Here is a 26,606-nt window from a genome sequence, read left to right as displayed (position 1 = left end):
GTGCGGGGCGGTGGGGGTACGGGGGCGGCGGGCCCGGGGGCTTCCAGGGCGGCGGGCGAAGGCTCGGCGAGCATGCGGGGGCGTACCGCCGTCAGCGGGAGGAGCGGCCGAGGCGGCTGTGCCCTCGTCCGTACACCAGGTAGACCGCGAAACCGACCAGCATCCAGATCCCGAACCGTACCCACGTCTCGGCGGGCAGATTGAGCATCAGCCAGAGCGAGGCGAGCACGGACGCGATCGGGACGAACGGCACGAGGGGGGTACGGAACGAGCGGGGCAGGTCGGGCCGTTGGCGGCGCAGCAGGACCACGCCGATCGCGACGACGATGAACGCGAAGAGGGTGCCGATGTTCACCAGGGAGGCCAGTTCGTCGATGGAGGTGAAGCCGGCGACGGCCGCGACGATCGACCCGAGGAGGAGGGTCGAGCGGTAGGGCGTGCCGAAGCGGGGGTGGACGCGGGAGAACGTCCTGGGGAGCAGTCCGTCGCGGCTCATGGCGAAGAACACCCGGGTCTGGCCGAGCAGCAGGATCATGCAGACGGAGGTGAGTCCGACGGCGGCGCCGAAGCTGATCAGTCCGGCCCAGAAGGGGTGTCCGACGGCTTTGAAGGCGTCGGCGAGGGGCGCGTCGACGGAGAGTTCGGTGTACTTCTGCATTCCGGTGACGACGAGCGAGACCGCCACGTACAGCACGGTGCAGATGAGGAGGGAGCCGAGGATGCCGCGCGGGACGTCCCGCTGCGGGTTGCGGGTCTCCTCGGCGGCGGTCGCGACGATGTCGAAGCCGATGAAGGCGAAGAAGACGACGGCCGCCGCGGTGAAGACACCGAGGACGCCGAAGTCGGTGGGGGTGTAGCCGAAGATCAGCTGGACGAGGGGCGCCTGGAGGCCGCTGCCGCCGCTGGTGCTCTCGGCCGGCGGGACGAACGGCTGGTAGTTGGCGCCCTTGACCAGGAACGCGCCCACGACGATCACGATGAGGACGACGGTGACCTTGACGGCGACGATGACGTTCGTGATGAGCGAGGAGAGCTTCATCCCGGCGACGAGGATGCCGGTCAGGGCGAGCACCAGCAGGCAGGCGAGCAGGTCGAAGCCGAACGTCCCGTCGTGGGTGCCGGACAGGGCGGCCGGGAGGTGGAATCCGGCGGTGTCGAGCAGGGAGCGCAGATAGCCGGACCAGCCGACGGCCACGACCGCCGAGCCCAGGGCCAGTTCGAGGACGAGGTCCCAGCCGATGATCCAGGCGGGCAGTTCGCCGAGGGAGGCGTACGAGAAGGTGTACGCGGATCCGGCGACGGGCACGGTCGAGGCGAACTCGGCGTAACAGAGGGCGGCGAGCGCGCAGACGACACCGGCGGTGACGAAAGCGAGGGCGGTGGCGGGTCCCGCGGTGTCCCTGGCGACCTTTCCGGTGAGGACGAAGATGCCCGTACCGATGATCACACCGACGCCGAAGACGGTGAGGTCCAGGGCGGAGAGGGACTTCTTCAGCGCGAACTCGGGGTCCTCGGTGTCGCGGAGGGACTGCTCGACGGATTTGGTACGGAACATGCCGCTGCCGCCGCCCGGCAGGTCTTTGTCGGCCTGCTCCAGGTCCTGCTGCGTCCTCATCGGCGTACCTCCGTGCGCGCGTCGTCCCCGGACATGATCGACCCCGGGTACCCCGTAACGGCGTATTTCACACGGGTGGGCCGGTCGGACCGCCTGGATGAGGCGGTCCGACCGGCCCAGGGACCGTCGGATCCGGTACGCGCCCGGCCTGTCGGGCCGGACCCGCCCCGCGCACACGCCCTAGTCGCGGGCGATCTCGGTCGGCGAATCGACCAGCCGGCCGTCCAGCTTCGCGACCAGGCCGGTGACCTGGCGGGCGATGTCCGGGGCGGTCAGCCCGATCTCGGCGAGGACCTCCTTGCGCGACGCGTGGTCCAGGAAGCGCGGCGGGATGCCGAAGTCCCGCAGCGGTACGTCGACCCCGGCGTCGCGCAGTGCCTGGGCGATCGCCGAACCGACGCCGCCGACACGGCTGTTGTCCTCGACAGTGACCACCACGCGGTGCTGCTCGGCGAGCGGGACGAGCGCCTCGTCCACGGGCTTGACCCAGCGCGGGTCCACGACCGTCGTCGTGATGCCCTGCTTGTCGAGGAGATCGGCGATCTCCAGGCACATCGGGGCGAGCGCGCCGACGGAGACCAGGAGCACGTCGGCCGTGCCCTCGTCGGTCCTCCGCAGGATGTCGATCCCGCCGACCCGGGCGACGGCGGCCACCGCCGGGCCGACCGCGCCCTTGGAGAAGCGGACCACGGTCGGCGCGTCGCCCACGGCGACGGCCTCGCGCAGCTGGGAGCGGACCTGGTCGGCGTCGCGCGGCGCGGCGATGCGCAGGCCGGGGACGCACTGGAGGATCGACATGTCCCACATGCCGTTGTGCGAGGCGCCGTCGGTGCCGGTGATGCCCGCCCGGTCCAGGACGAACGTCACACCGCAGCGGTGGAGCGCGACGTCCATCAGCACCTGGTCGAAGGCGCGGTTGAGGAAGGTCGCGTAGACGGCGAAGACGGGGTGCAGGCCGCCGGTGGCCAGGCCCGCGGCGGAGGTCGCCCCGTGCTGCTCGGCGATGCCGACGTCGTACACCCGATCGGGGAACGTCCTGGCGAAGGCGGCGAGGCCGACCGGCTGGAGCATCGCGGCGGTGATGGCGACGATGTCCGGGCGTTCCGTGCCGAGTTTGACCATCTCCTCGCCGAACACCGAGGTCCAGTCCATCCCCGCGGCGGCGATGGGCAGGCCGGTGTCGGGGTGGATGGGGCCGATGCCGTGGAACCGGTCGGCCTCGTCCTGCTCGGCCGGCTTGTAGCCGCGGCCCTTCTCGGTGAGGCAGTGGACGATGACGGGGCCGCCGAAACGCTTCGCCCGCAGGAGCGCGGACTCCAGCGCCTCGATGTCGTGTCCGTCGATCGGGCCGACGTACTTGAGGCCGAGGTCCTCGAACATGCCCTGGGGGGCGATGAAGTCCTTGAGGCCCTTCTTCGCGCCGTGCAGGGTCTCGTAGAGCGGCCGGCCGACGACCGGGGTGCGCTCCAGGAGGTCCTTGCCGCGGGCCAGGAACCGCTCGTAGCCGTCGGTGGTCCGCAGGGTCGCGAGGTGGTTCGCCAGGCCGCCGATGGTCGGCGCGTACGAGCGCTCGTTGTCGTTGACCACGATGACGAGCGGGCGGTCCTTGGCGGCGGCGATGTTGTTCAGCGCCTCCCAGGCCATGCCGCCGGTGAGCGCGCCGTCCCCGATGACGGCGACGACGTGGTCGTCCTTCCTCAGCACCTGGTTGGCCTTGGCGAGTCCGTCCGCCCAGCCCAGCACGGTGGAGGCGTGCGAGTTCTCGATGACGTCGTGGTCGGACTCCGCGCGGGAGGGGTAGCCGGAGAGCCCGCCCTTGCTCTTGAGCCGGGAGAAGTCCTGGCGCCCTGTGAGCAGCTTGTGCACGTAGGACTGGTGGCCCGTGTCGAAGAGGACACGGTCCTTCGGGGACTCGAACACGCGGTGCAGGGCGATGGTCAGCTCGACCACACCGAGGTTGGGTCCGAGGTGGCCACCGGTCTTGGAGACCGCGTCCACGAGAAAGGACCGGATCTCTCCGGCCAACTGCTCCAGCTGCTCCGGGCCGAGCCGGTCCAGATCGCGCGGTCCCCTGATGTGGGTCAGCAACGCCACCCGTGCCTCCTTGGGTTTGAGCTGGTCGAGCTTGCCGATCCGCCGAGTCTAATGTTCCGCTCGCGCGCTCCGTGGGCGGGCTGTGCGTTGTATGTCACCCGATCGGCTGTATGTACGTCATATCTGCGGCACCCGGGACACGGCTGTGCCCGGCACCCAGGGTTCGGGTGCCGGGCACAGGCCCGCGGGAACCGCGGTCAGGCGCGACCCGCGCTCTTCTGGGTCTTACGGGTGACGGCGTCGATGACCACCGTCGCCAGCAGCACCGCGCCGGTGATCATGTACTGGATCGGCGAGGCGATGCCCTGGAGGGCCAGGCCGTACTGGATCGAGACGATGACCAGCACACCGAGCAGTGCGTTCCATGTGCGGCCACGGCCTCCGAAGAGGCTGGTGCCGCCGATGACGGACGCCGCGATGGCGTTCATCAGGAGGTCGCCCGCGCCGGCGCCCTGGTTCGCCGCCTGGATCTTGGAGGCGAGGAAGAGACCGCCGACGGCCGCGAACGTACCGGCGATCGCGAAGACCGAGATCCGGATCATCGCGACGTTGATACCGGCGCGCCGCGAGGCCTCGACGCTGCCGCCGAGGGCGAAGACCTTGCGGCCGTACGTGGTACGGCGCAGGACGAAGTCGGTGACGACCAGCACCACGAGGAAGATCACGACCGCGAGGGGCAGGCCCTTGTTCTGGTTGTAGACGATCGCCACGCCGAAGGCCAGCACCGCGAGCAGCGCCGTACGCAGGACGATCTCGCCGACCGGCCGGGAGGGGACCCCGGCGGCCTCGCGGCGGCGGTTCTCCGTGAACGACGTGAGGAAGAACACCGCCACGGCGACGACGGCGAGGCCGTAGGAGGCCGCCACGTCGGTGAAGTAGTAGGTGGTCATCTTGGCCAGGACACCGTCGTTGGGCAGGTTGATCGTGCCGTCGCTGCCGAGGATCTGGAGCATGAAGCCGTTCCAGAACAGCAGACCGGCCAGTGTCACGGCGAAGGCGGGCACACCGATCTTCGCGAAGACGAAGCCGTGGAGCGCGCCGGCGACCGTACCGGTGACGATGGCGAGCACGAGTGCCAGCCATTCGTTCATGCCGTGGGTGACGCTGAGGACGGCGAAGGCGGCGCCCGCGACACCGCTGACCGAGCCGACCGACAGGTCGATCTCGCCGAGCAGCAGGACGAAGACGATACCGACGGCGATCATGCCCGTGCCGACCATGGCGACGGAGATGTCGGAGAGGTTGCCGGCCGTCAGGAAGTTCGAGTTGAGGCTGGTGAAGATCGCCCAGATGATGATCAGGCCGACGACGACGGGCATGGAGCCCAGGTCGCCCGCGCGGATCTTGCGCTTGAACTCGGAGACGTAACCGCCGAATCCCTGCTCGCGTACGAGGAGCCGCGGGTCGACGACGGTGGACGCGCCCGCCGCGGGCGCCGGGGCGTCGACGGGCGCCGGCGTGGCGGTCTCCGGCTCGGCCGGCGTGGAGGCCTTGTCGATACTCACTTCTGAACCTCCACATTGCGCGACGCACGGCGGGTCACGGCGTTGTCCGTGGCACCGGTGATGGCGGCGATGATCTCTTCCTGCGACGTGGTCTTGACGTCGAAGACGCCGTTGTTCCTGCCGAGCCTGAGCACGGCGACCTTGTCGGCGACGGCCTTGACGTCGGCCATGTTGTGGCTGATGAGGAGGACGGCGAGGCCGCGCTCCCGCAGCCGCTCGACCAGGTCGAGCACCTGGGCCGTCTGCTCGACGCCCAGGGCGGCGGTCGGCTCGTCGAGAATCACGAGCTTGGGCTCGCCGAGCATGGAGCGGGCGATCGCCACGGTCTGGCGCTGGCCGCCGGAGAGGGAGGCGATGGGGATGCGGACGCTGGGTATGCGGATCGACAGCGTGTCGAGGAGCTCGCGCGAGCGGCGCTCCATCTCGACCTCGTTGAGGATGCCCCAGCGGCGGAGTTCCCGGCCGAGGTACAGGTTGCCCACGACGTCGATGTTGTCGGCGAGCGAGAGGTCCTGGTAGACGGTCGCGATGCCCAGGTTCTGGGCGTCGTGCGGCCGGCCGATGGACACCGCGCCGCCTTCCCACTCGATGACGCCGTCATCGATGGGGTGCACACCGGCGATGGTCTTCACCAGCGTTGATTTTCCGGCGCCGTTGTCGCCCACGAGGGCGAGCACCTCACCGGAGTGGACCTCAAGCTCTACATCGGTGAGCGCCTGGACGGCACCGAATCGCTTGGAGACCCCTCGCAACGCCAACACGGGCGTAGCGGTCACATGAACCATCTCCTTCGCCGCCTGACCGGCGGGGATGCCGCACCTGGGGGAGGCGCGGAGGTCGAGCAGAAGAGAACAGACGAAGAGGGCCGCGGGAGCCGGCGGCCTGGGGTGAGGTTCCGTCCGGCACCCCGCCCCGGCTGCGGGGCTGTTGATGGGCGGGGTGCCGGACAGGCTTTTTCACCGGGAGCAGGTCACCGGGCGGACCCGGTACGGACCTACTTCACGCCGGCGGCGTCACAAGCGGCCTTGTACTGAGCGGTGCAGATCTCCTGGACCGAGTACAGGCCGTCCTTGATGACGGTGTCGTTGATGTTGGCCTTGGTCAGCGAGACGACCGGGACCAGCACCGACGGCACGCCCTTGGTGGTGGGGCTGTCGACCGTGGTCTTGGTGACCGAGTCGAGCTTCTCGCCCTTGGCCAGCGCGACCGCCATCTGCGCGGCGATGTCCGCTTCCTGGCCGTACGGCTTGTAGACACTCATGAACTGCGTGCCCGAGACGATGCGCTGCACGCCCGCGAGCTCGGCGTCCTGGCCGGTGACGGGGGGCAGCGGCTTGATGCCGGCGCCGGTGAGGGCGGTGATGATACCGCCGGCCATGCCGTCGTTGGCGGAGTAGACCCCGACGATGTTCTTCTTGCCGAGGGCCGAGATCGCCGCCTCCATGTTGGCGTTGGCGTTCTCCGGCTTCCACTCCTTGGTGTCGTACTCCTTGCCGATCTTCACCTTGCCGTCGAGCACCGAGTGGGCGCCCTTCTTGAACAGGGCGGCGTTCGGGTCGGTGACGGCGCCGTTCATCATGACGATGTCACCCTTGCCGGCCTTGTCGCCCAGCTCGTCCAGGAGCGCCTGGCCCTGGACCTTGCCGACCTCTTCGTTGTCGAAGGAGGTGTAGGCGTCGATGGGGCCCTCGGCCAGACGGTCGTAGGCGACGACGGGGATGCCGGCGTCCTTGGCCTTCGTGACCGAGCCGGCTATGGCCTTGGAGTCCACCGCGTCCACGATCAGCACGTTCACCTTGTTGGTGATCATCGCGTCGACCTGCTGGTTCTGCACCGACGCGTCCTGCTTGGCGTTGGCGTAGACGATGGTGGCCTTGCCGTTGGTGAGTTCCTTGATCTTCTTCTCGATCAGCGGCCGGTCGAGCTTCTCGTACCGCGCGGTCTGGTTCTCCGGCAGGAGCAGCCCGACCTTGATCGCGTCCGTCTTGACAGTCTTGGGGGCGTCCGCCTTGTCGCCGGACTCCTTGGCACTACCACAGGCGGCGAGGGAAACAGCCATCGCGGTGGCTGCTGCAGCCACGGCGGCACGACGCATGTTCGCGTTCACTTCAGAAACCTCCCTGACGAGGCCGCGTCGTTGCGGCCGAGGTGGCTGGAAGTCAACTCGCCCCTGGGGCCGACGTCAAGGAGTAAATCCTTAACGAGATGACAACGGTGCCATTTGTTATCTAAGTGAAGGCAGGCGTGGCGACCGGCTGAGCGTTCTCAATAAGGGACGAATCGCCCATTTCGCTCAGGACCAGGGCCAACGCGCCCAGTACTTCCGCCCGGCTGCCGAGCGCCCCGGGGAGCACCGAGAGCTGTCGCGCCGCGCTCGGGATCGCGTACCGGGAGACCGACTCCCTTATCGGCCCGAGCACCAGCTCCCCAGCCTCCGCCAGATCACCGCCGAGCACCACCCGGCTGGGGTTCAGGAGGTTGCAGAGATTGGCCACGCCGCTGCCGATGTGACGGCCCACGTCGCCCACCACCCGGCGGCAGCCCGGGTCGCCGTCCCTGGCGAGCTGGACCACCCGCTCCATGGTGAGGTCGGCGCCGTGGCTCGACTGGAGGAGGGGCAGGACGTAGCGGGCCGCCGTGAAGGTCTCCAGACAGCCCCGGTTCCCGCAGCGGCAGACGGGCCCCGACTCGTCCAGCGTGATGTGCCCGATCTCCCCCGCCGTACCGCCGGGCCCCCGGTAGATCTGGCCGTCTATGACCAGTCCGGCGCCGACCCCGCTGGCGACCTTGATGTACGCCAGGTCCCTGACCCCGCGCCCGCTCCCCCACACCAGCTCGCCCAGCGCGCCGAGGTTGGCGTCGTTGTCGACGTACACCGGCACCCCCAGGCGCGCGGCCAGTTCCTCGCTGGGGTTGATCCCCGTCCAGCCCGGCAGGATCGAGGTGGAGCCGAGCGTGCCCGACTCGACATCGATGGGGCCCGGCACGCCGAGGCCCACGCCGACCACCTTCTGGCGGTTGACGCCGGTGGTCACGATCAGCCGCTCGACCAGTTCCTCGGCCCGGCCGAACCCCTGCGCCGACGAGGCGTCCACGTCCAGCGGCTCGGACTCCTCCGCCAGCACCTGGTGCGCCAGGTTCCCCACGGCCACCCGCAGATGGGTGTGGCCGAAGTCCACTCCGATGACGATGCCGGCGTCCCCGCTGAGCGAGACGCTGCGGGCCCGGCGGCCCCCCGCGGAGGTGGGCGTCACCTCGACGGTGCCGCCGTCCTTCAGCTCCCGGACGATGTTGGAGACGGTCGCCGCCGACAGGCCTGTGCTCCTGGCGATCTCCGCCTGGGTGAGCGCGCCCGCCATGCGTACCGCGCGTACGACCCTTTCGAGGTTGGCCCGGTGCAGCGACGACTGCGACCCTGGAGTCTCCACGACTCATCCACTCCCGCCCTTGGCGGACGGCACGACGACCGTCCCCCGGCCGGGGTCGCGCCAATGAGACCCCGACGTATCTCCAACTTGTGAAGCCTAAGCTCAGCCTTTCGGGCGGTCCCCCGTCAAGACCTTGAACGGGGCGGGACCATGGCCGAGTTCACGGAGCGACCGGGTCCGACCACCTCTGATCCCCCGTCGGATCATGCGGCGCCTGGGCCGCGCGACCTCGGGACCCGGCCCGCCGGGGAGCGTTCGCCTTTTGTCCTTCCCGGCCCGGTGGCCGGTTCCAGCGGCGATATTCGGACACCGAAGGAGACATTTCCCTCACGCGGGGCGTGCCTGTACGGGGACAGCGGGAAGGGCCCCGGCGTCTGCCGGGGCCCTTCCACCACGTCACGGGTACGGGTGCTGTACGGATGCGGAACCGTTACTTGAGCGTGACCGCCACGCGCGCCCCCTACTTGAGCGCGCCCGCCGTCAGCCCGGCCACCACCTGGCGCTGGAAGATGATGTACGCCCCGAGCACCGGGAGCATCGCCATCACGAGGCCGGCGAAGAGGCCGGACCAGTCCCCCTTGTAGCCCTGGCTGCTGGCGAGCTGGACGAGCCCCTGGGTGAGGACCTTCTTGTCCGGGTCGGTGTTGAGCACCGTCGGCAGGAGGTACTGGTTCCACTGGCCCAGGAAGTTGAAGATACCGACGCTGATCAGGCCGGGCTTGGCCATCGGCAGCATCACCTGGAAGAACGTCCGCGTGTGCGAGGCCCCGTCGATGATCGCCGCTTCCGCGACCGACGTCGGCAGCGTTTTGAAGAACGACGTCAGGAAGAACACCGTGAACGGCAGTGAGTAGGCGATGTACACCAGGATCAGACCGTGGATGGTGTTCAGCAGGCCCAGGTTGTTCATGACGTAGAACAGCGGCACGAGCGCCAGGATGACCGGGAAGCTCATCCCGCCCACGAACAGGAAGTAGATGAAGCGGTTGCCCGGGAACTCGAAGCGCGCCAGGACGTACGCGGCCATCGAGCCGAGCAGCAACGTGCCGACGAGCGAACCGGCGACCACCAGGATGGTGTTGAGGAAGTAGTCGCTCATGTGCGCCTGGGTCCAGGCCCGCGACCAGTTCTCGAAGTGCAGCTTGTCCGGCAGCGCCCACGGCGAGGTCAGGATCGACTTGTCGTCCTTGAAGGACGTCATCACCGCCCAGAGCAGCGGCAGCACGACCAGCACGGCCCAGATGACCAGGACGCCGTGCGAGAAGACGTTGAGGACGCCGCCGCTGCGGTCCTTGCCGGACGGGGTCGCCAGTTTCTTGACGACCGGCCGCGCCTCGACGGCCTCGGCGGGAGGAGGAGGGGTGTCAGTGGTCTTCATCAGAACTCCAGCCGCTCACGCCGACCCAGCCGCATCACGACGGCGGAGAAGATCAGTGTGACGATGAGAAGGGCGACGCCGATCGTGGTCGCGTATCCGGCCTGACCGTCACGGAACGCCTTCTGGTAGACGAGCAACGTCAGCACACTGGTGGAACCGTCCGGCCCGCCGGGGCCGACGGTGATGATCTGGACGACGGCGAACGACTCCGCGCCCAGGGCGAGGATGCCCATGTAGACCCAGCCCGACTGCACGGTGTCCCACAGCAGCGGCAGGGTGATGCGGAAGAAGGTGGTGACCCGGCTGGCGCCGTCCAGCAGCGCCGCCTCGTAGAAGTCCTTGGGGATGGAGGCCATGCCCGCGGAGAACAGGACGACGAAGAAGCCGACCTGACTCCAGACCAGGACGGCCATCACGCACCACAGCGCGAGGTCCGGGTCCCCCAGCCACTCCGGCTGGACACTGCCCAGGCCCACCCCGCTGAGGGCGGAGTTGATCAGGCCGCTGTTCGGGTTGTACGCGAACTGGAAGAGCAGCGCGACGATCGCGATCGAGAGCACCTGCGGGAAGAAGTAGACGATCTTGTAGAAGCCCGAGCCCTGGACCCCGGCGATCGCCGCTCCCTTTCTACGCCGTCCTCCCACGTTCAGCATGAACGAGAAGAACAGCGCGAGACCCAGTACGACGACGGGCAGCAGCAGCGCGAGGAGAACGCTGTGCTGCAACGACTTCCAGAAGGTGTCGTCGTCCAGCAGACGGGAATAGTTCCCGAAGCCGACCATCTTGAAGTCGGGGCTCAGACCGGTCCAGTCCGTGAACGAATAGTAGATGGACTGAATGAATGGCCAAATGACGAAAATGGTGTACATCGCCAAGGGGACCACCAAAAATCCCACGATGAACCGGTACTTGCCGTGTTGCATGTCTCCCGACCCCGAATCCTCGGCGGGTGCCGCCGTACTGCCCTGGGGAACCGGAAGCCCCGGTGGGGCTTCCGGTCACGTCCGCTCCTACTGGTGCTTGTAGTGCTTGATCGAGGTGTCCTTGGCGGCCTCGTCGGCGAAGCCCTGGGCCTTCTTGACGGCCTCGGCCGGCGTGATGCGGCCGGCCATCAGCTCACCGAGGACACCGGTACCGATCTTCTCCTTCTGGAGAGCCACGTACCAGTCCTGGAGCCGCGGGTTGAGCACGTTGTCACCCGCGAGCTTCAACGCGTCGACACCCGACTGCATCGCGGTCGAGAGGGTCAGCCCGTCCGTGCCGCCGTTGAATGCGCTCAGGGACTTCACCTTCGTGGTGAAGTTCTTCGACGCGGCCTCGCTCAGCATGACGCGCAGCTGCTCCATGCCACCCTGCGGGTTCGCGGCCTTCGCCGGCACGATGAACGGCTCACCGCCGCCCGCCCAGATGGTGCCGAACGGAAGCTTGTCCGAGCTGTCCAGGCTGGACGGCGCGGCCACCTTCATCTGGAAGTCCTTCGGCGTGGTCTTCGCCGCCTCGTTCTCGACCCAGGAGCCGTTCGGGATGAACAGCGCCTTGCCCTCGGTCCACGCGGTCTGCGACTGGATGTGGTCGATACCGGGGGTGCCCTTGAGGATGTAGCCCTTCTTGTACAGCTCGTAGTACGCCTCGAAGGCGGACTTCACGGCCGGGTTCTTCCAGGCGTTGGGCTCAAGGTTGTCGATCGCGTCGAGGACCTCGCGGCCACCGATCTTGCCGATGAACGGGTAGAGCGAGAACGGGATGTAGTACGGGTACTTGCCCGCGTACGTCCAGCCCGCGACGCCCTTCTTCTTGGCCTTCGCACAGAGGGCCAGCATCGCGTCCCAGTCCTGCGGGTACTCCGCGTCGAACTTGTCGAGCGCGGTCTGCGAGTACCACACGCCGTACACGGTGTAGGCGTAGTTCATGATCCAGACGGGCTCGCCGTCGTACTGGCCCATCTCGACGATGCCGGGCCGCAGGGTGTCGCGGACCTTCTTCGCCGGGTCGTCGATCGACGGCGCGTCGAGCAGCGGCGTGAGGTCGGTCAGCTGCTTCTTGCCGACCAGGACGCCCATGTCCATCTGCTCGGCGCCCGAGTTGTCGATCAGGTCCGGCGGGGTACCGCCGTTGAACCGGGGCGACAGCTCGGACTGGATCTTCTGCGTCGAAGAGAACTTGACCTTCGCCTTCGGGTACGCCTTCTCGAACAGCGCGACCGAGTCCTTCGCGTACTCCGTACCGAACCCTCCGTCGAACAGGACGAAGTCGAGCGGCGCCGTCTCGTTCACCCCGAGCGGGTTCTGTGCGGACGTCTTGCCCTTCTCGACCTTCTTGTCGGTCCCGCTGTCGCTGCTCGCGCACGAAGCCAGGAAGCCCATCGTCGGGACGGTGATCAGGCCGATCGCTGCGGATCGCTTGATCACGTCTCGACGGCCGAGGCCCTCGTTGGTGTGCTGAGCGGAGGTGGATCCCATGCTCAAGTCCTCGCCTTCTCCAGGACTCAGGCGGTGTACCGGTCGCCCGTCCTTCTCGTTTGAGGCGAAGGGCCCCGCCACCGCGGTCAAATGAAGCTGGGTCGTGCAGGATTGTGATGCTCGAATACAGAGAGAACGGCCTGAATGGCCGGTCGGATGCGGGCAGAGCCCTCCCCGCCGTCCCCGGTTCCCCCTGATCCGCCCGCCGCTTGAAACCTCGCGGGCCGGTGTCCGACAGGTATAGTCCACTTGCCGCCGGGGGAGCAAGATCGAAAGCAGGTTTGGACGGCAGTCTTTCCCTAGTTGAGACCTCGCGGATATGTGGGCCGGTGGTGTCCTCATTCGACCACGACGGCTTCTTCGAAATGACCGAGTCTCAGCCACTCCCGTCACCGACACACCTTCAACACCCTTGACACCACCCCGGAGTTGCCTCCTACTGGACCGCGCGCGTCTTGTTTGACAACGTTGTCCGGCTTGGTTTCGCAGGAGGAAACTCGGTATGCAGGAGAGATCCGCCCCCCGGCGCAGACAATGGCATGCGGCCGCCCTCGCGGCGACCGCGTCGCTGCTCGTCATGACGGCTCCGGCCGCCGCCACCGCCCAGACCGCCCGGCCGACTCCGGCGGAAAGGGAATTCACCTCCTCTTTCGAGGCGGACGAATCCCAGCCGGACTGGCGCAACACCGTAGAAGTCGGACCCGGCGGCGAGAAACGGGCATCGGGGGTCGACGGCGGCTTCAACGCCGGTATCCCCGGAAATGTCACGGACCAGGTGACCGAGGTCCGCGCCAGTGCCGAGAACACGGGCGGGGGCGAGACCAAGGAGAACCTGGTCGACGTCACCCCCGGCACGAAGTGGCTCGCCTTTGAATCGACCGCCTGGCTCGAATTCGACCTGGCGGAACCGGTCAAGGTCGTCACCTACGCCCTGACCTCGGCGAACGACCACGCGGAGCGCGATCCCGCGGACTGGACGCTCCAGGGTTCCGCCGACGGCAAGGAGTGGAAGGACCTTGACTCCCGTACCGGCGAGACCTTCGCGGAACGCTTTCAGACCAAATCATATGAGTTCGACAATCCCACCGCATATGCGCATTACCGGCTGAACATCGCCGCGAACGACGGCGGTTCCGGCATCACCCAGCTGGCGGACGTCCAGTTCTCCGACGGGGACACCACCCCGCCGGCGCCCGCGGAGATGCGCACCCAGGTCGACCGCGGCCCGTCCGGCTCCCCGACCGCCAAGTCCGGCGCCGGGTTCACCGGCACCCGGGCGCTCAAGTACGCCGGTACGCACCAGCCCGAGGGGCGCGCGTACTCGTACAACAAGGTCTTCGACGTCAACACGGCGGTACGGCGCGACACCGCGCTCTCGTACCGGATCTACCCGTCCCTCCCGGAGACGGACCTCAACTACCCGGCGACCAACGTCGCGGTGGACCTGGCCTTCACGGACGGCACGTACCTCAGCGACCTCAAGGCACTCGACTCGCACGGCGGGCTGCTGACCCCGCAGGGCCAGGGCGCCGCCAAGCGCCTGTACGTCAACCAGTGGAACCAGGTCGACGCCCGGATCGGCTCGGTCGCCGCCGGCAAGACCGTGGACCGCGTCCTGGTGGCGTACGACGCCCCCAAGGGCCCCGGGAAGTTCCAGGGCTGGATCGACGACATCACCCTGGCGCCCAAGGCGCCGGAGAAGCGGCTCGCGCACCTGTCGGACTACGCGTCCACGGTCCGCGGGACCAACTCCAGCGGGTCGTTCTCGCGCGGCAACACCTTCCCGGCGACCGCCGTGCCCAACGGCTTCAACTTCTGGACGCCGGTGACCAACGCCGGTTCGGACAGCTGGCTGTACGAATACGCCCGCGCGAACAACGCCGACAACCTGCCCACGCTCCAGGCGTTCAGCGCGAGCCACGAGCCGAGCCCCTGGATGGGCGACCGGCAGACCTTCCAGCTGATGCCGTCCGTGGCCGCCGGCGTCCCGGACCCGGACCGCGCCGAGCGGGCGCTGCCCTTCCGGCACGAGAACGAGACCGCGAAGCCGCACTACTACGGCGTCACGTTCGAGAACGGCCTCAAGGCCGAGATGACCCCGACCGACCACGCCGCGATGATGCGCTTCACCTACCCCGGTGACGACGCCAGCATCGTGTTCGACAACATTTCGAACGCGGGTGGGCTGACCCTCGATCCGGCGACCGACTCCTTCACCGGCTTCTCGGACGTCAAGAGCGGTCTGTCGACCGGCGCCACCCGGCTTTTCGTATACGGCGTCTTCGACGCGCCCGTCACGGCGAGCGGCAAGCTCACCGGCGGCGGGCGTGACGACGTCACCGGCTACCTGCGCTTCGACGCGGGAGCGGACCGTACCGTCGGACTGCGCCTCGCCACGTCGCTGATCAGCGTCGACCAGGCGAAGAAGAACCTCGCCGACGAGATCCCCGCCGGCACCCGCTTCGAGAAGGTCGAGAGCGGCGCGCAGCGGGCGTGGGACTCCCTGCTGGGCCGGATCGAGGTGGAGGGCGCGGACCACGACCAGCTGACGTCCCTGTACTCCAGCCTCTACCGGCTCTACCTGTACCCGAACTCGGGCTTCGAGAACACCGGTACGAAGTCCCGGCCGAAGCAGCAGTACGCCAGCCCCTTCTCGCCGCAGACCGGTCCCGACACGCCGACGCAGACCGGCGCGAAGATCGTGGACGGGGAGGTGTACGTCAACAACGGCTTCTGGGACACCTACCGGACGACATGGCCCGCGTACTCCTTCCTCACCCCGAAGAAGGCCGGGAAGCTCGTCGACGGCTTCGTCCAGCAGTACAAGGACGGCGGCTGGATCTCCCGCTGGTCCTCCCCCGGGTACGCCGACCTGATGACCGGCACCAGCTCGGACGTGGCCTTCGCCGACGCGTACGTCAAGGGCGTCGACTTCGACGCGGAGACGGCGTACGAGGCGGCGCTCAAGAACGCGACCGTGGCGCCCCCCATGTCGGGCGTGGGCCGCAAGGGCATGGAGACGTCGCCGTTCCTCGGCTACGCCTCCACGGAGACCCACGAGGGCCTCTCCTGGTCGCTGGAGGGCTACCTCAACGACTACGGCCTGGCGGAGATGGGCCAGGCGCTCTACAAGAAGACGAAGAAGGCGCGCTACAAGGAGGAGTCCGCGTACTTCCTCAACCGCGCCCAGAACTACGTCTCGCTCTTCGACACCCAGGCCGGCTTCTTCCAGGGCCGTAACCTCAAGGGCGACTGGCGGGTGCCGTCGGCCACCTACGACCCGCGGATCTGGGGGTACGACTACACCGAGACGAACGGCTGGGGTTACGCCTTCACCGCGCCGCAGGACAGCCGCGGTCTGGCCAACCTGTACGGCGGCCGGGCCGGACTCGGCGAGAAGCTCGACACGTACTTCTCGACGCCGGAGACGGCCGGGGCCGAGTTCGTGGGCTCGTACGGCGGGGTCATCCACGAGATGACGGAGGCGCGCGACGTCCGGATGGGCATGTACGGCCACTCCAACCAGGTCGCCCACCACGTCACGTACATGTACAACGCGGCCTCGCAGCCGTGGAAGACGCAGGAGAAGGTCCGCGAGGTCCTCTCCCGGCTCTACACCGGCAGTGAGATCGGCCAGGGTTACCACGGCGACGAGGACAACGGCGAGCAGTCTGCGTGGTACCTCTTCTCCTCCCTCGGCTTCTACCCGCTGGTGATGGGCAGTGGGGAGTACGCGATCGGCTCGCCGCTCTTCACGAAGACGACGGTGCACCTGGACAACGGCCGCGACCTGGTCGTCAAGGCGCCGAAGAACAGCGCGAAGAACATCTACGTCCAGGGCCTGAAGGTCAACGGCAAGACCTGGAACTCCACCTCCCTGCCGCACGACGTGCTGGAGAAGGGCGGCGTGCTGGAGTTCGCCATGGGCTCCAGGCCCTCCACGTGGGGGACGGGCGCGAACGCGGCCCCCGTCTCGATCACGAAGGACGACAAGGTGCCGGCGCCCCGCACGGACGCGCTGACCGCGTCGGGCCCGCTCTTCGACAACTCCTCCCGCACGGAGGCCCCTGTCGAGTCGGTGGACCTGCCGGTGGCCTCGGCCACCCGGGCGGTGCAGTACACGCTGACCTCGGCGAAGGCCGGGACGGCGCCGACCGGCTGGCGGCTGGAGGGCTCGGCCGACGGCACGACGTGGACGACGCTGGACACGCGGACGGGTGAGACCTTCGCGTGGGACAAGCAGACGCGGGCGTTCACGGTGCCGCGTCCGGGGTCGTACGCGCACTACCGGCTGGTGACGGACGGTCAGGCGGCGCTGGCGGAGGTGGAGCTGCTGCGCTGACCTACAGGAGGACGGAGCCTTCGGGCGAGGACGGGTCATCGGCGTACGCCGGTGGCCCGTCCGGCGTTTTGGGGGCCTTGTCGTCGGCGGGCCTTCCGGTGGCGGGCGGCTCCCGTCCGGCGCAGGCTGGGAGTGGTGTGCTTCCACGCAGAGGGGATTCGTGATGGCCCTCACCGGTCGGGATGTGAACCGTGTGGTGCTCGTGTCGGAGCCGGGCGGCCCGTTCAGCGTCACCGAGACCGCCGTACCCGAGCCGGGCCCCGGCGAGGTCCGGGTCGCCGTGGAGGCGTGCGGGATCTGCCATTCGGATGTGTCGATCATCGAGGGGTGGCTGCCGGGGACGGCGTTCCCCCTCACACCGGGCCACGAGATCGCCGGGCGGATCGAGGCGGTGGGTGACGGAGTCACCGGCGTACGGACGGGGCAGCGCGTCGCCTGCGGCTACGTCGCGGGCACCTGCGGTCACTGCGAGGCGTGCCGGTCGGGGGACTCGGTGAACTGTGTGGAGGCGAAGACCCCGGGCCTCTCGTACCCCGGCGGTTTCGCCGACACGGTGGTGCTCCCGGTGAGCGCCCTCTCCGAGATCCCCGACGGGCTGGCGTCGGCGGACGCGGCGGCGCTGGCGTGCGCGGGCCTGAGCGCCTTCAACGCGCTGCGCAACAGCGCGGCCAGGCCGGGCGATCTGGTCGCGGTGCAGGGGCTCGGCGGGGTGGGACACCTGGCGGTGCGGATCGCGGCCCGGATGGGCTTCGAGACGGTGGCGGTCGCGCGGGGCAGGGAGAAGGCCCGGCTCGCGGTCGATCTGGGCGCCGACCACTACATCGACAGTACGGAACAGGACGTCGCGGAGACGCTGACGGAGTACGGCGGCGGGGCCGGGGGCGCCAAGGTCGTCGTCTCGACGGTCACGGACGCGGCGGCCACGACGTCGGCCCTGGGCGGGCTGGGCCGCCGGGGCGAGCTGGTCCTCGTCGGGATCTCCGCGGACGATCTGCGGATCAGCGGCTGGGAGCTGATCGGCGGGACGAAGAAGATCTACGGCCTGATCTCGGGGACGACGCTGGACCGCGAGGAGATGTTCCGCTTCGCGGTCAGGACGGGGATCAGGCCGTGGACGGAAGCGCTGCCCCTGGAAGAGGTGAGCACGGCGTACGCGAGGATGCTGGCGGGCGAGGCGCGCTTCCGCATGGTGCTGACGACCGGGAGCTGATCACCGGGACCTGACCGCCGACACCTGGAGACAGGGCAGGGCCCCGGCGCCGAGGTGCCGGGGCCCTGCCTGGTCTTGCTGGTCCTGCTTGGTCCTGCTCGGACCGCCGCGTCCTACTTGCGGATCAGGCTGCGGAGCACGTACTGCATGATGCCGCCGTTGCGGTAGTAGTCCGCCTCGCCGGGGGTGTCGATACGGACGACCGCGTCGAACTCGACGCCCGTGTCCGTGGTGACCTTGACCGTGCGCGGGGTGGTGCCGTTGTTCAGCTCGGTCACGCCGGTGAAGGAGAACGTCTCCTCACCGGTCAGTCCGAGGGTCAGCGCCGAGGCGCCTTCCGGGTACTGGAGCGGGAGCACGCCCATGCCGATCAGGTTCGAGCGGTGGATGCGCTCGTACGACTCGGCGATGACGGCCTTCACGCCGAGCAGCGCGGTGCCCTTCGCGGCCCAGTCGCGGGACGAGCCGGAGCCGTACTCCTTGCCCGCCAGGACGACCAGCGGGACGCCGGCGGCCTGGTAGTTCTGGGAGGCGTCGTAGATGAAGGAGACCGGGCCGCCCTCGGCGGTGAAGTCGCGGGTGTAGCCGCCCTCGGTGCCCGGCGCGATCTGGTTGCGCAGGCGGATGTTGGCGAACGTGCCGCGGATCATGACCTCGTGGTTGCCCCGTCGGGAGCCGTACGAGTTGAAGTCGCGGCGCTCGACGCTGTGTTCCGTGAGGTACTTGCCGGCCGGGGTGTCGGCCTTGATCGCGCCGGCCGGGGAGATGTGGTCGGTGGTGACCGAGTCGCCCAGCTTGGCGAGCACCCGCGCGCCCGCGATGTCGGCGACCGGGGTCGTCTCCATCGTCATGCCGTCGAAGTAGGGGGGCTTGCGGACGTAGGTGGACTGCGGGTCCCACTCGAAGGTGTTGCCGGTGGGGATCGGCAGCGCCTTCCACTGCTCGTCGCCCGCGAAGACGTCCTTGTACGAGTCGGTGAACATGTCCTGGCCGATCGCGGAGGCGACGACCTCGTTGACCTCGGCCTCGGTGGGCCAGATGTCTTCCAGGTGGACCGGCTTGCCGTCCTGGTCGGTGCCGATCGCGTCCCGGGTGATGTCCACCTTCATGGAGCCCGCGATGGCGTAGGCCACGACCAGCGGCGGGGAGGCCAGGTAGTTCATCTTCACGTCGGGGTTGATACGGCCCTCGAAGTTGCGGTTGCCCGAGAGCACGGCCGCGACGGCGAGGTCGGCCTCGTTGACCGCCTTCGAGATCTCCTCGTCCAGCGGGCCCGAGTTGCCGATGCAGGTCGTGCAGCCGTAACCGACCAGGTTGAAGCCGAGCTTGTCGAGGTACGGCGTGAGGCCGGCCTTGTCGAAGTAGTCGGTGACGACCTTGGAGCCGGGGGCGAGGGTGGTCTTGACCCACGGCTTGCGGGTCAGGCCCTTCTCGACCGCCTTCTTGGCGACGAGCGCGGCGGCGACCATCACGTACGGGTTGGACGTGTTGGTGCAGGAGGTGATCGCGGCGACGGTGACGGCGCCGTGGTCGATCTCGTACGTCGAGCCGTCCGGGGTGGTGACCAGGGTCGGCTTGGTGGGCACGCCGTTGCTGCTGGCCGGGGAGTCGGAGGCCGGGAAGGACTCCTTGCCCGCCTCCTCGTCGTCCGTGACGTAGTTCTTCACGTCGTGGGCGAACTGGGCCTTGGCGTCGGCGAGGACGATGCGGTCCTGCGGGCGCTTGGGGCCGGCGATGGAGGGGACGACCGTGGAGAGGTCGAGTTCCAGGCGCTCGGAGAAGTCGGGCTCGGCGGCCGGGTCCAGCCAGAGGCCCTGCTCCTTGGCGTACGCCTCGACCAGCGCGACCTGCTGGTCGGAACGGCCGGTGAGCTTCAGGTACTTGATGGTCTCGTCGTCGATCGGGAAGATCGCGGCGGTGGAGCCGAACTCCGGCGACATGTTGCCGATGGTGGCGCGGTTGGCCAGCGAGGTGGCGGCGACGCCCTCCCCGTAGAACTCGACGAACTTGCCGACGACGCCGTGCTTGCGCAGCATCTCGGTGATGGTGAGGACGAGGTCCGTGGCGGTGGTGCCCGGGGTCAGCTCGCCGGTCAGTTTGAAGCCGACGACACGCGGGATGAGCATCGAGACGGGCTGGCCGAGCATGGCCGCCTCGGCCTCGATCCCGCCGACGCCCCAGCCCAGCACGCCGAGGCCGTTGACCATGGTGGTGTGCGAGTCGGTGCCGACGAGAGTGTCGGGGTACGCCTGGCCGTTGCGGACCATGACCGTACGGGCCAGGTGCTCGATGTTGACCTGGTGGACGATGCCGGTGCCGGGCGGGACGACCTTGAACTCGTCGAACGCGGTCTGGCCCCAGCGCAGGAACTGGTAGCGCTCCTTGTTGCGGCCGTACTCCAGCTCCACGTTCTGCGCGAACGAGTCCGGCGTACCGAACTTGTCGGCGATCACGGAGTGGTCGATGACCAGCTCGGCGGGGGCCAGCGGGTTGATCTTCGCCGGGTCACCGCCCAGCTCCTTGACGGCCTCGCGCATGGTGGCGAGGTCGACCACGCAGGGCACCCCGGTGAAGTCCTGCATGATCACGCGGGCCGGCGTGAACTGGATCTCCTGGCTCGGCTGGGCCTGCGAGTCCCAGGCCCCGACGGAGCGGATGTGGTCGGCGGTGATGTTCGCGCCGTCCTCGGTACGGAGCAGGTTCTCCAGCAGCACCTTCAGGCTGTACGGGAGGCGCTCGGAGCCCTCGACCTTGTCCAGCTTGAAGATCTCGTACGACTCGTCACCCACGCGCAGCGTGCTGCGGGCGTCGAAGCTGTTCGCCGACACGACAGTCTCCTTCATCAATGTGCGCGTTCTACCGCGCCGTACCTCGGGTGCGGCAACCGCCGCGTGATGCCGCCACGACCCCTCGCCGATCCGCTAAGGTAAGACTTACTAAGGTAACCCTCACCGATCGAGCGACTCCGGTACGTCTTCGGCATATATCTCGATGTCGAGATAACTCTAGTACATGAGCGCGGCAGGGTCATGCCCGGACCCGCTGACGACGGCTGCCTTCTCCGGCCGGAAGCGGTCACGTCGGAACGTTGTAGGAGATCAGGGATGTCTGGCCGGCCGATACGCGGAGTTCGGTGACGGCGCAGTTGCGGAGGCCCGGGAGGATTCGGCGGTAGTCCGCCTTCGGGATGGACAGCAGGTGGCAGAGGACCAGGCGGAGGAGCGTGTTGTGGGCCACCACCAGGATCCGGTCGCCCGGGTGGGTGGTCGCGAAGCGGAGGAGTGCTGTCGCGCCCCGGGTGGCGGCGGCCTCGGGGTCCTCGCCGCCCGGTAGCGGGTGCGCCGCCGGGTCGCGGCGGAAGGCCTCGACCTCGTGGGGGTGGCAGGCTTCCAGTTCGGTGAGCGTGCGGCCCTCCGCGATCCCGAAGTCGAGCTCCAGCAGGTCCGGTTCGACCACCGGTCGCAGTCCGGTCGCGCGGGCCGCCGGGGCCGCCGTGCGGCGGGCGCGGGACAGCGGGGACGTGACGATCGCGTCGAGGCGCGCGCCGGCGGCCCAGCTGCCCAGCGCCTCGGACTGTTCGGCGCCCAGGCGAGTCAGGTCGATGTCGCTGATTCCGGCGTAGCGGTTCTCCGCGTGCCAGACCGTCTCGCCGTGGCGGGACAGGAAGAGCGTCGTGGGGGTGGTCATCCTTCTGCCCTCGCATACGTCGCCGTTTCGTGCGGGAGCCAGCCCCGGCGTTCCAGTTCGTCCACCAGCGTCACGAACGGGGCCGTGAAGCGGTCGTGGTGGTCCTGGCGCGGCTCCAGCGTCGTGCGGACACGGACCATGCCCCGGGCGACCTGGCCGCCTCCCCGTACCCCGTACGCCGCCAGCACCGCCATGCCGAGCGCCGGGTCGGTGTGTTCGGGGATCGCGGCGGGGCGGCCGAGGACGTCCGCGCGCAGTTGGTTCCAGTAGGCGCTGCGGGTCGCGCCGCCGGTGAAGGTCACCGGGCCCTCGACCGGGGCGCCGAGCATCCGTACGTACGCGAGGCAGAGCCGTTCGGCCAGGGCCACGCCCTGGAGCAGCGCCGCGTGGTGGTCCGCCTCGTCGGCCGGCGTGCCCAGCACGAACGCCTCGGCGCCGGGCGCCACGAAGGGGAAGCGTTCGCCGCGGGAGACCAGGGGGTACGCGACCGTGCTCGCCGGCTCCCGCGCGGCGGCGCGCAGGTCGAGCCGGCCGAGGTCGGCGCCGGGGAACGTCCGGGTCAGGATGCCCGCCCCGACGCTGGAGGCGCCGCCGGGCAGCCAGTTCCCGTCCGGGGAGCGGTGGTTGTAGACGACGCCGGCGGGGTCATGGAGAGGGGCGGCGGTGACGCCCTTGAGGACGAGGGTGGTGCCGAGGACGGAGTTCCACCGCCCGACCTCCCAGGCCCCGGAGCCCAGTTGGGCGGCGCAGCCGTCCGTCATCCCGGCGAGGACCGGCGTGCCCTCGGCGAGGCCCGTCGCCTCGGCCGCCTCGCGGCCCACCGTACCGAGCGGGGTGCCGGGCGCCACGACGGCGGGGAAGTCGAGGCCGGAGAGCCCGAGCCGGTCGTGGACGGCGGTGGGCCACGTACGGGAGCGCAGGTCGTACCCGGTCTTGAGGGCGTGGCTGGAGTCGGTCGCCACGCGGTGGCCGACGAGCCGGCCGGTGACGAAGTCGGCCTGGTGGCAGACACGGGCGCCCCGTAGCCGGGTGGGGGCGGTGGATTCCGGGCCGGGGGCGCCGTCATGGTGTGTGCCTGTGAGCCAGAGGAGTTTGGCGAGGGCCCAGCTGGGCTGGATACGGATCCCGAGGTCACGCCACACGTCGGCGCAGGTCTCCTGGGCGTACCGCGCCTCGGCCGCCGCCCGGCCGTCGTCGTACATGAGGGCGGGGGTGAGGGGGGTGCCCTGGGTGTCGGTGAGCAGGACCGTGCCCGACGTGCTGCACACGGCGATCCCCCGCACCCGGGCGGCGGGGACCTCGCGGAGGGTGCGGCGGAGGGCGGCGGTCGCGGCCGTCCACCAGTCGGCGGGGAGCTGTTCGTGGCGGTCGCCGTCGCGGTGGCCGGTGAGGGGGGCGGAGCCCCGGCCCCGTACCCGCCCGTCGTCGGTGACGGCCAGGGCGCGGACGCCCTGTGTCCCGAGGTCGAGCCCGAGCCACACGTCCTCGTGGTGTGCGTCCGTCACCCCTGCCTGCCTTCCTGGCTGTTCCGGTCTCCGGTGTGCGGTGTGCGGTGTCTGCACGCTGTGTCTGTGTCCTGCTGTCTGTGTGCTGTGTCCTCACCGACGCTTTTCACACCGCGACCACGGCGGACCTCAACAATCTATGTTATATCCTCAGAGCTTCATGTTATTGGTGAGGAACAGGACCGGGGTATGTCACAGGACAAGAGCCAACTCGGCCCCGCACAGCGCCGCCGCGAGATCTCCGATCACGTACTGACCGAGGGATCGGCGTCGGCGGCGGACCTGGCGGAGCGGTTCGGCGTGAGTCCGATGACCATCTACCGCGACATCGACGAGCTGGAGCGCGAAGGGGTCCTGCGCAAGTTCCGCGGGGGTGTCACCGCCCAGCCCTCCGGGGTGTTCGAAAGCAATGTGGCGTACCGCAAGAAGTCCATGCGGCCGGAGAAGGAGGCCCTCGCCGCGAAGGCCGCCACCCTGGTCGAGCCCGGCATGTCGGTGATGATCGACGACTCGACCACCGCGCTGGAACTGGCGAAGCTCCTCCCCCGGTTCGAACCGCTCACCGTCGTCACCAACTTCCTGGAGGCCCTGAACCTCCTCTCCGGGGAGCGCGGCGTACATCTGATGGCCCTGGGCGGCGACTACGACCCGCTGCACGACTCCTTCCTCGGCGTGCCGTGCGTCGAGGCCGTCGAGGCGCTGCGCGTCGACCTGTGTTTTGTGTCGACGTCGTCGGTGTTCGGCGACCACGCCTTCCATCAGGAACAGCGCATAGTCGCCGTCAAACGCGCGATGCTCGCGGCCTCCGGCCGTAAGGTGCTGATGATCGACCACTCCAAGATCGGCAGGACCGCGCTGTACCGGCTGGCGCCGCTCTCCGCGTTCGACCTGGTCCTGATCGACGACCGCACCCCGCCGGACGTCCTGCGCTCGCTGGACGAGAGCGGGGTCCGCTACGAGATCGCCCCGACCTGAGCCGTCGTCAGAGCCGACCGTCCGACCGGTCACTTGAGCCCCGATCCGCCCCCGTCCCGACGGGACCGCCACGACCAGGGAGAGTCCACGATGAAGATCCTCGCCGCCGGCGACCATTTTGTCGCCCCCGACCTGTTCGCCCGGGAACTGACCGCCGAGATCGGTGACGGTCATACGATCGGCGAGCTGCTCCTCCCCTGGCCCCTCACCCCGTTCGGCCCGGTCTCCGAGGTCGTCGAGGCGTCCGGCGACGAGGCCACGCTCCTGGCCGCGCTCGACGGCGTACGGATCTGCGTCACCCAGATGGCCCCGGTGACCAGGAAGGTCCTCGAAGGCGCCCCCGAACTCCGGCTGGTGGTCGTCGGCCGGGGCGGGCCCGTGAACGTCAACCTCGACGCGGCGAAGGAACGCGGGGTCCAGGTCTGCAACACCCCGGGACGCAATGCCGCCGCCACCGCCGAGTACACGGTCGGCCTGCTGCTGGCCACGATGCGCCGTATCCCGGAGACGTCCGCCGCGCTCGCCGCGGGGCGGTGGGCCGGTGAGTTCTACACGTACGACAACTGCGGTCCCGGTCTGGACGGCGCGCGGGTCGGGCTCGTCGGCTGCGGCGCCGTCGGCAGCCGGGTGGCGCGGGCGCTGGGCGCCTTCGGCGCGCACGTCCAGGTGTACGACCCGTACGCGGACCCGGAGTCGCTGCGCCGGGTGGGCACGCCCGTCGCCGACCTGGACGAGCTGCTCCGTACCTCCGACGTGGTGTCGCTGCACGCCCGGCTCACCCCGGAGACGCGGGGGCTGCTCGGCGCCCGGGAACTGGCGCTGCTGCCCGAGGGCGCGGTGGTGGTGAACTGCGCGCGGGGCGCGCTGCTGGACGAGGACGCGCTGTGCGACGCGCTGGAGTCGGGGCGGCTGGCGGCGGCCGGGCTCGACGTGTTCGCGGTGGAGCCGCCGCCGGCCGGCTCGCGGCTGCGGTCGGCGCCCCGGCTGGTGATGACCCCTCACCTGGCGGGCGCGAACACGGCGGTGGCGCACAACGCGGCCAGGACGGCCGCCGCCGAAGTGGGCCGGTTCCTGCGCGGCGAGCCTCTCGCCCACCGCGTCGTCTGAGGCTTGACTGGTCGTCAGGGACACGGGGGCCGGGGCGTCTCGGGACGGGCCTCGGGTTCCGCGGGTCACGACAGAGGAGGCACGGTGTTCGTCGGACTGGACATGGGAACCTCGGTCGCCAAGGCGGCGGCCTTCGCGGAGGACGGCACCGCGCTGCGGGTCGAGTCGACACCGATCTCGCTCGGCGGCCGGGGCGAGCGGGTCGAGCAGGATCTCGAAGAGGTGGTACGGGCAGCCGCCCACGTCCTCGCGGCGGTCACCGAAGGCGGGGCGCCGGAGCTGGTCGCCATGACCGGCCAGGGCGACGGGCTGTGGCTGGTGGACGCCGGGGGACGGGCCGTGCGCCCCGCGATGTCGTGGATGGACGGCCGGGCCGGTGACCTGGTGGCGGGGTGGATGGAGGACGGCACGGCGGAGCGGGTGTACCGGCGGACGGGGAACGTCCTGTTTCCCGGCTCGCCCGGACCGCTCCTGACCTGGCTGGACCGTAACGAACCGGGGTCCTTGGACGCGGCCACGACCGCCGCGTGCTGCAAGGACGTCCTCCACCTGCGGCTGACGGGCGAGCGCGGGACGGATCTCTCGGACGCGTCGGTCCCCTTCCTCGACCCGCGCACCCGCACGTACTCCCCGGAAGCGCTCGCGGCCCTGGGGGTGGCGCACCGCGCGGACCTGCTGCCGCCGATCGCGGCGACCCTGCCGTACGGGAAGGCCGACGGCCGTACGCCGGGCCTGCCCGCCGGGACGCCGGTCACGTCGGGACCGTACGACCTGCCCGCGACCGCGATCGGCGCGGGGGTGACCGAGCCGGGGGACGGGCTGCTGATCGTCGGTACGACGCTGGCGTGCCAGGTGGTGGTGGAGAGCGTCGCGTTCGACGCGGAGCCGGTGGGCTTCCATCTCGCGACGGCCAGGCCCGACCGCCACATGAGGGCCCTGCCCGCGATGACCGGGACGGTCGCGCTCGACTGGGTGCTGGGGCTGGTGGGCGCCACGCACGACCAGGTGTCGGGGATGCTGGACGAGTCGCCGCGCGGCGCCAACGGGGTGGCCGCGCTGCCCTACCTCTCGCCGTCCGGCGAGCGCGCTCCCTTCGTGGACCCCACCGCACGCGCGGAGTTCACCGGTCTCGACCTGCGGGCGTCGCGCGCGGATCTGGTACGGGGCATGTGCGAGGCGATCGCCCTCGCGGCGCGGCACTGCCTGGACGCGGCGGGGCTCACCGGCGAACTGGCCATCGCCGGCGGCGGTACCCGCAGTACGGCGTGGCTACGGCTGTTCGCCGACGTACTGGGCCGCCC

17 protein-coding genes are annotated in these 26,606 nt (G+C 69.5%); 5 read left to right on the top strand and 12 right to left on the bottom strand.

From position 1 onward, the window contains the following. Positions 1-91: 91 nt before the first annotated feature. The 9 genes from GT042_RS30275 to ngcE all read right to left on the bottom strand — a co-directional run bounded on the left by GT042_RS30275 (position 92) and on the right by ngcE (position 12,479). Entirely contained in the window at positions 92-1,615 is a 1,524-nt protein-coding gene (locus GT042_RS30275; protein ID WP_237531349.1) for an amino acid permease, read from the bottom strand. A 180-nt stretch (positions 1,616-1,795) separates the two neighbouring features. Beyond that, positions 1,796-3,709, bottom strand: coding sequence for a 1-deoxy-D-xylulose-5-phosphate synthase (dxs, locus tag GT042_RS30270; RefSeq protein WP_161311887.1), 1,914 nt, complete (start codon positions 3,707-3,709; stop codon positions 1,796-1,798). A gap of 197 nt (positions 3,710-3,906) precedes the next feature. Then, entirely contained in the window at positions 3,907-5,214 is a 1,308-nt protein-coding gene (locus GT042_RS30265; RefSeq protein WP_161311886.1) for a sugar ABC transporter permease, read from the bottom strand. Then, on the bottom strand, positions 5,211-5,999 hold the full coding sequence (locus GT042_RS30260; protein ID WP_161311885.1) for an ATP-binding cassette domain-containing protein: 789 nt from the start codon (positions 5,997-5,999) through the stop codon (positions 5,211-5,213). The genes GT042_RS30265 and GT042_RS30260 overlap by 4 nt, the downstream gene beginning before the upstream one ends. A 209-nt stretch (positions 6,000-6,208) precedes the next feature. After that, positions 6,209-7,309, bottom strand: a complete 1,101-nt coding sequence (locus GT042_RS30255) for a sugar ABC transporter substrate-binding protein (protein ID WP_161311888.1) — start codon at positions 7,307-7,309, stop codon at positions 6,209-6,211. A 133-nt stretch (positions 7,310-7,442) separates the two neighbouring features. Next, positions 7,443-8,642, bottom strand: a complete 1,200-nt coding sequence (locus tag GT042_RS30250; RefSeq protein ID WP_161311884.1) for an ROK family transcriptional regulator — start codon at positions 8,640-8,642, stop codon at positions 7,443-7,445. Positions 8,643-9,102: 460 nt separating this feature from the next. Then, positions 9,103-10,020: a carbohydrate ABC transporter permease gene (locus tag GT042_RS30245; RefSeq protein ID WP_161311883.1), complete on the bottom strand. Its 918-nt coding sequence runs from the start codon at positions 10,018-10,020 to the stop codon at positions 9,103-9,105. Next, positions 10,020-10,943, bottom strand: coding sequence for a sugar ABC transporter permease (locus tag GT042_RS30240; protein ID WP_161311882.1), 924 nt, complete (start codon positions 10,941-10,943; stop codon positions 10,020-10,022). The genes GT042_RS30245 and GT042_RS30240 overlap by 1 nt, the downstream gene beginning before the upstream one ends. Positions 10,944-11,030: 87 nt before the next feature. Then, entirely contained in the window at positions 11,031-12,479 is a 1,449-nt protein-coding gene (ngcE, locus tag GT042_RS30235; RefSeq protein ID WP_161311881.1) for an N-acetylglucosamine/diacetylchitobiose ABC transporter substrate-binding protein, read from the bottom strand. A 502-nt stretch (positions 12,480-12,981) separates the two neighbouring features. Here ngcE and GT042_RS30230 point away from each other — a divergent pair. Both GT042_RS30230 and GT042_RS30225 read left to right on the top strand, forming a co-directional pair. After that, positions 12,982-16,821 carry a GH92 family glycosyl hydrolase gene (locus GT042_RS30230; RefSeq protein WP_161311880.1) on the top strand — a complete coding sequence of 1,280 codons (3,840 nt, stop codon included), beginning with the start codon at positions 12,982-12,984 and terminating at the stop codon, positions 16,819-16,821. A gap of 163 nt (positions 16,822-16,984) precedes the next feature. Further along, complete coding sequence (locus GT042_RS30225; RefSeq protein WP_161311879.1) at positions 16,985-18,031, top strand: alcohol dehydrogenase catalytic domain-containing protein; 1,047 nt, start codon at positions 16,985-16,987, stop codon at positions 18,029-18,031. A gap of 113 nt (positions 18,032-18,144) precedes the next feature. Here the strand turns inward: GT042_RS30225 and acnA are convergent, their stop codons facing one another. The 3 genes from acnA to GT042_RS30210 all read right to left on the bottom strand — a co-directional run bounded on the left by acnA (position 18,145) and on the right by GT042_RS30210 (position 23,223). Beyond that, positions 18,145-20,859, bottom strand: a complete 2,715-nt coding sequence (gene acnA / locus GT042_RS30220) for an aconitate hydratase AcnA (RefSeq protein ID WP_161311878.1) — start codon at positions 20,857-20,859, stop codon at positions 18,145-18,147. Positions 20,860-21,106: 247 nt separating this feature from the next. Next, a complete protein-coding gene (locus GT042_RS30215) occupies positions 21,107-21,718 on the bottom strand; it encodes a histidine phosphatase family protein (RefSeq protein WP_161311877.1) in 612 nt (203 codons plus the stop codon). Beyond that, positions 21,715-23,223, bottom strand: a complete 1,509-nt coding sequence (locus GT042_RS30210) for an FGGY family carbohydrate kinase (protein ID WP_161311876.1) — start codon at positions 23,221-23,223, stop codon at positions 21,715-21,717. The genes GT042_RS30215 and GT042_RS30210 overlap by 4 nt, the downstream gene beginning before the upstream one ends. Before the next feature lie 189 nt (positions 23,224-23,412). On the opposite strand from GT042_RS30210, the gene GT042_RS30205 reads away from it, so the two are divergent. The 3 genes from GT042_RS30205 to GT042_RS30195 form a co-directional block, all read left to right on the top strand. Further along, a complete protein-coding gene (locus GT042_RS30205; RefSeq protein WP_161311875.1) occupies positions 23,413-24,198 on the top strand; it encodes a DeoR/GlpR family DNA-binding transcription regulator in 786 nt (261 codons plus the stop codon). A gap of 90 nt (positions 24,199-24,288) precedes the next feature. After that, the gene (locus GT042_RS30200; protein WP_161311874.1) at positions 24,289-25,305 is read left to right on the top strand and encodes a 2-hydroxyacid dehydrogenase; all 1,017 of its coding nucleotides are present in this window, start codon (positions 24,289-24,291) and stop codon (positions 25,303-25,305) included. A gap of 84 nt (positions 25,306-25,389) precedes the next feature. Continuing rightward, positions 25,390-26,606: FGGY family carbohydrate kinase (locus GT042_RS30195; protein ID WP_161311873.1), on the top strand; the 1,217-nt coding region annotated here is incomplete at its 3' end.

This window comes from Streptomyces sp. SID3212 (assembly GCF_009865405.1).
Taxonomy (GTDB): domain Bacteria; phylum Actinomycetota; class Actinomycetes; order Streptomycetales; family Streptomycetaceae; genus Streptomyces.
Note: the sequence above shows the minus strand (reverse complement) of the source record. Positions and strands in the feature narration are given on the sequence as shown.